Annotated in this window: 8 protein-coding genes and 1 riboswitch; all 8 genes read right to left on the bottom strand. The window is 43.2% G+C overall.

Annotated features, from left to right (window positions below; translation table 11 throughout):
• Positions 1-30: 30 nt before the first annotated feature.
• The 8 genes from P8P68_RS07365 to P8P68_RS07330 all read right to left on the bottom strand — a co-directional run bounded on the left by P8P68_RS07365 (position 31) and on the right by P8P68_RS07330 (position 10,447).
• Positions 31-759: an ABC transporter ATP-binding protein gene (locus P8P68_RS07365; protein WP_278275837.1), complete on the bottom strand. Its 729-nt coding sequence runs from the start codon at positions 757-759 to the stop codon at positions 31-33.
• Positions 759-1,766: an ABC transporter substrate-binding protein gene (locus P8P68_RS07360; RefSeq protein WP_278275836.1), complete on the bottom strand. Its 1,008-nt coding sequence runs from the start codon at positions 1,764-1,766 to the stop codon at positions 759-761. Before P8P68_RS07360 ends, P8P68_RS07365 begins: the two co-directional genes overlap by 1 nt.
• A gap of 38 nt (positions 1,767-1,804) precedes the next feature.
• A complete protein-coding gene (locus tag P8P68_RS07355) occupies positions 1,805-2,563 on the bottom strand; it encodes an ABC transporter permease (RefSeq protein ID WP_278275835.1) in 759 nt (252 codons plus the stop codon).
• Positions 2,526-2,816, bottom strand: a complete 291-nt coding sequence (locus P8P68_RS07350; protein WP_278275834.1) for a thiamine-binding protein — start codon at positions 2,814-2,816, stop codon at positions 2,526-2,528. Before P8P68_RS07350 ends, P8P68_RS07355 begins: the two co-directional genes overlap by 38 nt.
• A gap of 70 nt (positions 2,817-2,886) precedes the next feature.
• Positions 2,887-2,989, bottom strand: a riboswitch (TPP riboswitch).
• Between the two features lie 103 nt (positions 2,990-3,092).
• A complete protein-coding gene (gene polA, locus P8P68_RS07345; RefSeq protein ID WP_278275833.1) occupies positions 3,093-5,726 on the bottom strand; it encodes a DNA polymerase I in 2,634 nt (877 codons plus the stop codon).
• A gap of 129 nt (positions 5,727-5,855) precedes the next feature.
• Positions 5,856-8,843 (bottom strand): SIALI-17 repeat-containing surface protein, encoded by a 2,988-nt coding sequence (locus P8P68_RS07340; protein ID WP_278275832.1) that lies wholly within the window; start codon positions 8,841-8,843, stop codon positions 5,856-5,858.
• A 116-nt stretch (positions 8,844-8,959) separates the two neighbouring features.
• Entirely contained in the window at positions 8,960-10,081 is a 1,122-nt protein-coding gene (locus tag P8P68_RS07335) for a CHAP domain-containing protein (protein WP_278275831.1), read from the bottom strand.
• Positions 10,082-10,180: 99 nt separating this feature from the next.
• Entirely contained in the window at positions 10,181-10,447 is a 267-nt protein-coding gene (locus P8P68_RS07330) for a Veg family protein (protein WP_001278165.1), read from the bottom strand.

Here is a 10,447-nt window from a genome sequence, read left to right as displayed (position 1 = left end):
GGACTTAATATATAATATTGTTCTAAGGATCTAAGTATTTAATCCCAATTCTGCTAATATTTGCCGTTTGTAGGCAATTTTTTGGACTTCCTTGTCTTCGTTCTGGGACCAATCTAGTTTAATTTCTGAAACAATTTGCCCAGGACGATTTTTCAAGATGTAGATGCGGTCACTAAGATTAAGGGCCTCTTCGATGCTATGCGTGATGATCAAGGTCGTCAGCTGTAGCTGTTTGTGAATCTCCAGATACCAAGCGTGGAGTTCCATCTTGGTCATCTCATCCAAGGCACTAAAGGCCTCGTCTAGAAGAAAGAGTTTGTGCCCGAAAAGGTAGGTCCGGAGCAAGGCTACACGCTGGCGCATCCCTCCACTGAGTTCGTGAGGATACTTGTCCCGTACAGCTGTCAACTGGAAGGTCGCAAGGATGTCATCCGCTCGAGCAATAGCCTCTGCCTTATCCACCTTTTGAATCAAGAGGGGCAGGATGATATTGCCAAGCACCGTCTTGTGCTCCAAAAGCAAATCCTTTTGCAACATATAACTCACGCGCCCCTTGGGATTTTCTTCACCGTCCAAGACAATTCGCCCAGACTGGACTTCTAAAATCCCAGCGATTAGGTTAAAGAGAGTGGTCTTTCCAACACCACTTGGACCTAGGATAGAAACGACTTCACCTGAAGTCACCTGTAGGTTGATATCCTCTAAAATCTTTTCATCGCCATAGGCATAGCTGACGTGTTCTAGTCTAATTTCTGTCATTATTTTACAAATTCGTTAGTGAAGCCCTTGTCAGTCAAGTCTTCTTTAAGGATACCATTTTCTTTGTCCCATTTGTAGAAGGCATTCCAGCGGTCAGCGTCAAATTGTCCCCATTTTTCCTTGTCGCTTGCGTATTCTTTTGACAAGTATTTTTGAGATTCGATGACAAAGTCACGTTTTTCCTTGAGTTCAGGTGCATTCTTGATGAGGATATCTGCAGCTTCTTCTGGGTGTTCCATAGCATATTGGTAGCCTTTTTTGATGGCTTGGATGACTTTACGAGCTTCTTCCTTGTTGTCTTTTAGATAGTCGTTGTTTGCGATGATAACTGGTGAGTAGTAGTCAAACTCCTTGACATAGTCTTTTAAGTACATGAAGTTAGCATCTACGCCTTGAGATTTGGCAAGGATACCATCCCAACCGTAGTAGATCCAAGCGGTGTCAAAAACGCCATTGGCAATTGGTGTGATGGAGTTTGAGTCGTTGTTTGGTACTTTTTCGACCTTCTCAAAGTCTCCGCCTTGTGATTCTACCAAGGTTTTCAACATAGCAAGCTCCGTTGGGTCATTCCAGGTTCCGTATTTCTTGCCAACCAAGTCTTTGGGACTGCTTACATTGTCAGATTTACGAGAAATGATTCCTGATGTATTGTGCTCAACGATAGCGGCAACAGCAGTAATGCCTGCACCTTTTTCCAATTTCTTAGCCATGTAGTCCTGGAAATAGATAGCAAATGGCGCCTTGCCATTGATCACCAAGTCAGACGAGCTTTCTTCTGGTGGCAATTTCAAATCAACATCCACTCCAGCTTCTTTGAAATAACCTTTTTCCTTGGCAACGTATAGCCCTGTGTGGTTAGTATTTGGCGTCCAGTCTAGGATGAAGTCAATCTTCTTAACTTCTGCTTCTTTGTTGTCCTTAGAAGCAGTTCCTTGGCCACAAGCCACAAGCACGACAGCTACAAGAGCTGTTACAATCATTAAAAACACTTTCCATGTTTTCTTCATTTTCACTTCCTCTTTTCTTTTTCTAAAACATCCTTATCTTAGGGATGTTTCCATTTAATCACATATTTTTCACTGATATCGACCAGCTTCATACCCAAAAGACTGATAATCGACACCAGAATAATAATGGCAAACATGGTATCATACTGAAACAGTTTTTTAGACTGAATCATATAAACACCAAGACCTTCAAAACCTCCCAACCACTCAGATACCACTGTTGTGATAAAGGCGTAGGAGACACTGACCCTCAGACCTGCATAAAAGTAAGGCAGACTGACCGGGATTTTAAAATGCCACAGGATTTGCCAAGGGTTTGCCCGCATCAGACTAAACAAGGTCAGCATATCCTTGTCACAGTGCCTAAATCCATCTAAAATACTGACGATGATAGGGAAGGTTGTCGTCAAGATAATCAAGACAATCTTGGGCAAAATCCCATAACCTAGCCACAAGACCAGGATAGGAGCTATGGCAATGGTCGGAATGGTCTGTACAACCACCATCATAGGGTAAATCAGGTCATTGAGCCAAGTCAAACTATCCATAAGTACAGCCATGAGACAGGCAATCAAGACTCCCAAGACTAGACCTAGCAAAGCCACTCTCAAGGTCGCCCAGCTATGGTGCCAGAGAAATTCTCTGTCACGAACAAAGGCCTGGAGAATTTCAAAAGGGGTTGGCAGGATAAACTTGGGTAAAAGTTTGAATATTCCCGCTAACTGCCAGATTGACAAGACTCCTAGAAAACCCAATAGACTAATGTGTCGTCTCAGTATACTTTTCAAGTTTCTCATCAATACTTAAAATCTCTCCTACATTTATTTTGACATTGGCAAAGACATTATCTGCTTCCTGCCCTGCCACTTCAAGCGCTTCTTTGAGAATACGCATGAGCTCATCAAACTCCCCTTCCAAGACCGTTTCAAATGGTGTCACTACCATGGTCACGGACTGAGCTTGCAGATAGGTAATAACCTGATCGATAATAGCAATTCGGTCAACCCCCTGCGATAGGGGCAAGACTTGCAAGGCAATGCTTGCTTTCATAAAAACCTCCTTTTCTCAGGTTTCCTTTTGACAAAAAGAAAACCCCTTCCATATATGGAAAAGGTGCAGAATTCGGCTAAGTATCGTTCCCTACGCTGGCATTACCCAGATCAGGTGCGGTCGAAGTTTAACACTTCCTCTCAGACTGTACACAGACTCCCATATCTTATATGGAAATATAGTAACGCAAATACAAGGAAAAGTCAAGGAAACTGCTTACAGAAAATCATGAAAAAGAGCTTGAAGGCAAATGTTTCAAACTCTTTCATAACTTTCTTATTTAGCCTCGTACCATGTTGCCCCTTCATTTTCATCTGCGATAAGGGGAACACTGAGCTGGATGGCTTCTTCCATGGTTTGTTTCACTAGAGCTTTGACGGCTGCTAGTTCTGATTTCGGAACCTCGAGGACGATTTCATCATGCACTTGCAAGAGCATCTTGGTCTGATAGCCACCTTCCACTAGAGCTTTGTCTAGCTGGATCATTGCAATCTTGAGAATATCTGCTGCAGATCCCTGGATAGGAGAGTTGATAGCTGTCCGCTCTGCAAAACCACGAATGTTAAAGTTGCGCGAATTAATATCTGGTAACTCACGACGACGCTTGAAGAGAGTCTCTACATAACCCTTATCACGCGCCTCACGCACCACTTCATCCATGTAGTTTTTAATACCTGGGAAGCGTTCAAAGTAAGTGTCGATGTAGGCTTTAGCCTCTTTACGGCTGATGCCCAGATTATTAGACAAACCAAAGTCTGAAATTCCGTAAACCACTCCAAAGTTGACGGCCTTAGCATTGCGACGATCATTTGGAGTCACATCCTCAGGGCGTTCAATTCCAAAGACCCGCATGGCCGTCGAGGTATGGATATCTGCTCCCTCTTGGAAGGCTTTGATTAAGTGCTCATCCTTAGAGATATGCGCCAAAACGCGCAACTCAATCTGCGAATAATCCGAGCTAAGAAGAACGCTATCCTCCCACTCAGGCACAAAAGCCTTACGAATGAGACGGCCTTGCTCCAAACGCACAGGAATATTTTGCAAGTTTGGATCTACACTAGACAGACGCCCAGTCTGAGTCAAATCCTGCACATAGCGCGTGTGGATCTTGCCATCATCCAAAATCCAGTCTTGCAAACCAATCACATAGGTAGATTGAATCTTAGCAATCTGACGGTAGTCTAGGATTTTTTTAACAATCGGAGCAATGGGAGCTAGACGCTCTAGCACATCCACAGCTGTCGAGTAACCTGTCTTGGTTTTCTTGGTATATTCCAGAGGAAGACCGAGCTTTTCAAAGAGAAGCACGCCCAACTGCTTAGGGGAATTGATATTAAACTCCTCACCAGCCAGTTCATAAATCTCCTGAGTTAATTTTTCAATGACAAGTTCATTTTCAGCCTGCATCTCAAGCAAGGTCTCTTTCTTGACTGTAATTCCAGCGATTTCCATCTTGGCAAGGACAAAAGCCAGAGGTTGCTCCATGTCATAGAGAAGGTCTAACTGCCCATGTTCACTGAGTTTTTCAAGTAAAACCGGTTCCGTCTCAACCAATACAGCAACCTTGCGAGCCAAATGCTCCAAGAATTTCTCTCTCTCAGGGATGGCTTTCTTGACCCCCTTACCGTAGAAAGTCTCATCATCAGTCAGATAAGTCTGGCCATAGAGACTCGCAATAGTTGAGATTTCATTGTTCTCGACTGTTGAGAGTAAGTATTTTGCCAAACGACTGTCAAAAGCAGGTGCCTGGAGGTTCAAACCCAAGCGATTTAAAAGAACCTTCGCTTTCTTAAAGTCATACACTTTCAGAGGTGTTTTTTCTAAAAATTCCTTGAAAACCGGCTCCTGCAAGAGCTCAAGTTTGTCTGTAGCGTAAAGTTTATCTCCGCAGGACCAAGCAAAACCAACCAAGTCATCTGTATGGTAATTCTCCCCAAAGAGCTCAAAGTGGAAGATGGAGTCTGCGCTCAGCATGTCTTGACTGACGTGGTCAACGATAGTGAAATCCAAGCTCTCAGGCGCATCCTTTGACGAAACATTTAGAGCTTGTTTGAGCTGTTTGAAGTCCATCTCATCGTAGAATTTCCCGAGATTTTCCACATCTGGGCCATTATAGACCAAATCATCAAGACCAATCTCAATCGGTGCCTGAGTCTCAATGGTCGCCAAGGTTTTAGACAAAAAGGCCTGTTCCTTGTCATTGATGAGATTTTCCTTCATCTTAGAAGCCTTCATCCCATCGATATTTTCATAAATACCCTCAAGCGAACCATGTTCCAGCAAGAGCTTGATACCCGTCTTTTCACCGATTTTCGTGACGCCAGGGATATTATCAGACTTATCCCCCATAAGAGCCTTAAGATCAATAAACTGAGCTGGTGTGAGGCCCATTTTTTCCATGAGATAGTCTGGTGTAAAGGCCTCAAACTCAGCCACACCTTTCTTGGAAATCTCAACCACCGTATGCTCATCCGTCAACTGGATCAAATCCTTATCTCCGCTAACGATAGTCACATCAAAAGAATCCTTCTCAGCCAAACGACCTAGAGTCCCGATGATATCATCAGCTTCATACTGGGCCAACTCATAATGGCGAATCCCAAGATGATCTAACAACTCACGAATGAAGGGAAATTGCTCACGAAACTCATCTGGAGTTTTAGCACGGCCACCCTTGTAGTCTGCATACATCTCTGTTCGGAAAGTCGTCTTTCCTGCATCAAAGGCTACCAAAACATGACTGGGCTCAACCCGCTCTAAGACATGATTCAACATGAGTTGAAAGCCATAGATTGCATTGGTATGAAGGCCATTAGCATTTTTAAAACGATCCAACTGCTGATAGAGCGCAAAAAAAGCCCGAAAAGCAACAGAAGATCCATCAATTAATAATAATTTTTTCTTGTCCATACACCCATTATAAAGGAAAGCAAGGAAAAATACCATCGGAAAGAGCTGAAAAACGCGGACTTATCCCTATTTCACCATAAAAAAGAAAAGGACTATTCAAATCCTTTTCTTTTATTGATTTCATGCGATTTATTTGTTTAATTTTCTCTTTGCAAATGGTAGCAAACCAAGAAGGAGACCAACAAATCCTAACGATGCGACTGCTGAAGCATCTTTGCTTCCTGTATTTGGAAGGAGTTGCTCATCTGTTGCTGCAGGCGCTTTGTAGGTACGATCTTGTTCAGTTCCAAGAGTAGGGTTTGTAGCCAAAGGAGCTACACTGCCAGTGTATTCCGGAACTTCATTTACTGCAGGTTCAATCTTTTCAGCATAGGCTGGAATAGTAGTCACTGCCGGAGCACCACTTTCTGCATAAACTGGAACATTTGCTACGGTTGGGGCACCGCTTTCTGCATAAGGCAGAGTGTTGTTTACTACTGGTATACCACTTTCTCCGTAAGCTGGAACATTTGCTACGGCTGGGGCGCCACTTTCTGCATAAGGCAGAGTGTTGTTTACTATTGGTGTACCGCTTTCTCCGTAAGCTGGAACATTCGCTACGGCTGGAGCGCCACTTTCTGCATAAGGCAGAGCATTGTTTACTATTGGGGCACCGCTTTCTCCGTAAGCTGGAACGTTCGCTACGACTGGAGCGCCACTTTCTGCATAGGCTGGGAGTTCATTTACAGCAGCTTCTACCGCGTTTGCACCTTGCTTGTATTCTGGCAACTCTGCAGTTGCAGCTTCTACTGCGTTCACCCCACCTTTAAAGTCTTCAATTTCAAGAACAGCTGACATGACACTACTTAGAGTCTTAATAGCATCCTCATAGTCTGCTAAAGCTTGTTGCAAGTCTTTGACTTGACTATTCTTGTCACCAGAAACTTGTAAACTTGATAATTGCGCTTTAATCTTAGCAACTTGCTCTTCTAATTTACTCAGCTCAAGTTTTTTCGCATTACTATTTTCTTCTGCTGCTTCCTTGTCGGCTGCAGCGAGTTTAGCTTGGTCTTGACTTGAGAAATCTTCTTGGCTCTTCACTTCGGCCGGTGTCACCCGATCGCTGTCTTTTGCCAAGAAATCATCTAACAAATCTGACGCATCAATGTCACCTTCTTCGATAGCTTTCAAGATGCCGTCCTTGCCAATCACTTCTTTAGCTGCCTTAATCACCGCTTCCTTATCAGTGATAGTGACATCTTTGTTGATGTCGTCGATGGTCTCTTTTTCAATTTTTTCTAAGGTAGCGATTAAATCTGAGCGAACTTTTGCTGCCTCTTCTGCTGCTTCCTTGTCGGCTGCAGCCAGTTTAGCTTGGTCTTGGCTTGAGAAATCTTCTTGGCTCATCGCTTCGGCCGGTGTCACCTGATCGCTGTCTTCTGCCAAGAAATCATCTAACAAGTCAGATGCTTCAATATCTCCATCTTCGATAGCTTTCAAGATGCCGTCCTTGCCAATCACTTCTTTAGCCGCCTTAATCGCTGCTTCCTTATCAGTGATAGTGGCATCCTTGGTGATGTCGTCGATGGTCTCTTTTTCAATTTTTTCTAGGGTAGCGATTAAATCTGAGCGAACTTTTGCTGCTTCCTCCGCTGCTTCCTTGTCGGCTGTAGCGAGTTTAGCTTGGTCTTGGCTTGAAAGTTGAGATTGAGTTTTTGCTTCGGCTGGTGTTACCTGATCGCTGTCTTCTGCCAAGAAATCTGCCAGTAAGTCGGACGCTTCGATATCGCCTTCTTCGATAGCTTTCAAGATAGCATCCTTGCCAATCACTTCTTTAGCTGCTTTGATCGCCGCGTCCTTATCAGTGATAGTAGCATCTTTGTTGATGTCGTCGATGGTTGATTTTTCGATACCTTCAAGCGTTGAAAGCAATTCGCTGTGAGCTTTTTCTTCCGCTGCTTGCTTAGCTTCTTCCTCTTTCTTGGCTTCCTCAGCCGCTTCCTTGTCCGCTGCAGCGAGTTTTGCTTGGTCTTGACTTGAGAAATCTTCTTGGCTCATCGCTTCGGCTGGTGTTACCTGGTCACTGTCTTCTGCTAAGAAATCATCTAACAAGTCTGAGGCATCAATGTCGCCTTCTTCGATAGCTTTCAAGATGCCGTCCTTGCCAATCACTTCTTTAGCCGCCTTGATCGCTGCTTCCTTATCAGTGATAGTGGCATCCTTGTTGATGTCATCTATGGTTGATTTTTCAATTTTTTCTAAGGTAGCGATTAGATCTGAGCGAACTTTGGCTGCATCAACCTGAGCCTCTTTATCAGCTTCATCTAACTTAGCTTGGTCTTCATCTGTGAATTCTGATACAGGTTCAGCTACTGTTTTATGCTCGCTTGTATCTGCTGGCCAGTCTACAATAACATCACCAATCTCCAAATCCTCATCTGCGATAGCCTTCAAAAGATTTTCTTTACCAATCTCTTCTTTGGCTTCTTTGATGGCCGTTTCTTTATCGGTGATTGAAGCGTCTTTTTTAATATCTTCAATTACAGCATTTTCAAGAGATTCTAGGGCTTGAACCAGAGCATCCGTCGCTTGAGAAACTTGTTCTTTGGCATCTTTTTCAGCCTGGTCTAGTAGAGCCTTCTCCTCAGTAGATAATTTTTTATTAGTTTGAACTTCAGGACCTGTTACCACAGCCTTATCTTCTGCACCTTCTGGCAATTCAGCGATGATATTATCTAAGCTAAGCTCTCCAGACTCAAGAGTATCTGAAATATACATCTTACCGATATATTCCTTCACAGCTTCAGCTGCATCCTCTTTGTCCTCAATCGCTTCCTTATCCTTAATATCACTAATAGCCTGTTCCTCAAGTTCATCCAAAGCCTTCATCAACTCTTCTTTGGTCATTTTAGCTGGATTTGTCGCACCAGGATTAGCTGGACTAGCGTTTTCTGATCCCTTTTCAGTTTGAGCACCGCTCTCCCCTTCTGTTCCAGCTTGTGGTTGTGCAGGAGCAACTGCCTGCTCTTCTGCTTTCCCTTCATCTGCCTTAACTACTGAAGGCTGTGAAACGAGTACACTAGCACCCAATACAGCTGCACTTGCTAAACTTGTTAAAATAACTTTCTTCTTGTCCATTAGACAAAGCCCCTTTTATAGTTTTTAATGTTATTATATTATACTATTCAAAGAACGTCAACTAATTCGATATCCATTTTAAAATTTTATCAACAAGAAGAAAGCTTGTATAATGTTTAAGAAACACTTCCTATTCTTACCCCATCACTGTCTAGTCTGTAGCCATCAATAATCGTATTAACAGCTAAGGCTCCCGAAGCATCGACATAGTAATGTTTACCCGAGACTTGGAACCATTGACTAGCTTTCATCCGACCAGATTCCTCTAAGTAATACCAAGTTCCCTTGTCTTTAACCCATCCCGTCTGCATCTCACCCGAAGCCTTTAGATAATACCAGTGAGAGTCATCCTTAATCCAGCCAGTTGACATGGCCCCATTTTCTTTTAAATGATACCAATTGCCATTAACTTTTTTCCATCCTGTCGCTAGCTTACCATTCTCTCTGTAATACCAACTCCCTCCTTCTTTTTTCCATCCATTCTCTGTATTGCTTAACTCTGCATACTGCACATATCTTCTAGAACCGCTATAAGACAAATAACCGAGCCACTTATAACCGTCCTTTTCAAGAACTTGATCATAACTCACACTCTCACCAGCATAATAGTAGTCAATAACCTGTCCTGTACTCGACGGTTGGTCCATAATCGGCGATTCCCCCGTGAATACTATTGTCCCACTGGACGGAAGCTCTGAGTTACGAGTATTCTCACCTGCACTATGGCTAGTAGATAAATCCTTGAAATGAATAAAACCTGTCATCGAACTAGCCTTGACTTTTCGACGGTTATACTTTTCTCGAACCCCATAGTTATACTCTTCGATTTCAATCGTATCCCCTGATACATTTGATACCCAGGCCACGTGCCCATAATATCCTTCTGTCGACCAAGCAATAGCCCCAACTTCTGGCTTAGTATCCACACGGTAGCCTTCTCGCCTTGCACGATGTCCCCATTCATTCGCATTTCCGTAGGCAGGAGGAATCTCAAAGCCATTTACACTACTCAAACGAAAGGCCGCAAAAGAGGTACACTGGCGAGAATACATCCGCCACTGATCGATTTCAACACTACCATTTTTGTAGTGAAGCGGATAGTCATCTCCACGCGCTACACTGTCGGCCTGAACTGATTCTCCACCAAACAAAAAGGTACTCGTAACGAACAAAGTAGCCAGCCCTACACTCAACTGAGTACATCCACTCTTCTTAACTCCTGATTTTAAAAACGTCATTCATTCTCCTTAATAATATAAATTTTCGAGGTTACCCTCGTTTATACTATTCGGGAGAAAAAGAAAAAAGTGAGCAAAGCTCACTTCATTTTAGGATTCTTAGTCTAGATAGCGAATCAAGTTCTTTTCTGTCAGGATATCTGAGTAGGTGAAGGATTCAACGTAGACATTGGCTTGTTTGTCTCCTTCAACATCCCCAAATTCAACGATAAATAGAGATGGATAAACCTCAATTAGCTTACCCAATCTATTTTTTTGGCGCTTACGGCCATTTTCCAAAGTCATTTCAACGACTTGTCCCTCATGTGCCTTGATTTCTTCTTTGATTTTTTTCATCTTGGCTACATCTGTAAATGCATCTGACAT

Origin of the sequence: Streptococcus sp. D7B5, from assembly GCF_029691405.1 — a bacterium.
Taxonomy (GTDB): domain Bacteria; phylum Bacillota; class Bacilli; order Lactobacillales; family Streptococcaceae; genus Streptococcus.
This window is presented reverse-complemented; position numbering and strand designations above follow the sequence as displayed.